The organism is Neisseria sp. HMSC068C12 (assembly GCF_001814095.1).
GTDB classification, from domain to species: domain Bacteria; phylum Pseudomonadota; class Gammaproteobacteria; order Burkholderiales; family Neisseriaceae; genus Neisseria; species Neisseria perflava.
This window is the reverse complement of record NZ_KV814781.1, coordinates 1-260: the sequence shown is the minus strand read 5'-3', so window position 1 is coordinate 260 and position 260 is coordinate 1. Positions and strand designations below refer to the sequence as shown.

General features: G+C 47.3%; 1 protein-coding gene. It reads left to right on the top strand.

The annotated features are described in order from the left end of the window. A partial coding sequence (locus tag HMPREF2952_RS10795; protein ID WP_141754798.1) for a transposase occupies positions 1-186 on the top strand: 186 nt, incomplete at its 5' end. Positions 187-260 lie beyond the last annotated feature (74 nt).

The window sequence follows — 260 nt, the reverse complement described above, 5'->3', positions numbered from 1 at the left end:
AACCGATATTTGTCGAAGACCCGTTATGTGGTCGAACAAAGCTTCGGTACGTTACACTGTAAATTCCGCTATGCGCGGGCAGCCTATTTTGGTCTGCTCAAAGTGAGTGCACAAAGCCATCTGACGGCGATGTGTTTGAACCTTTTGAAAGCCGCCAACAGGCTAAGTGCGCCTGTTGCTGCCTAAAAGGCGGTTGGATGCCTGATTAATCAGGTATCCAAGAAGGATTAAGGGGGTATTTGAGTAGAATCAGTGGATAT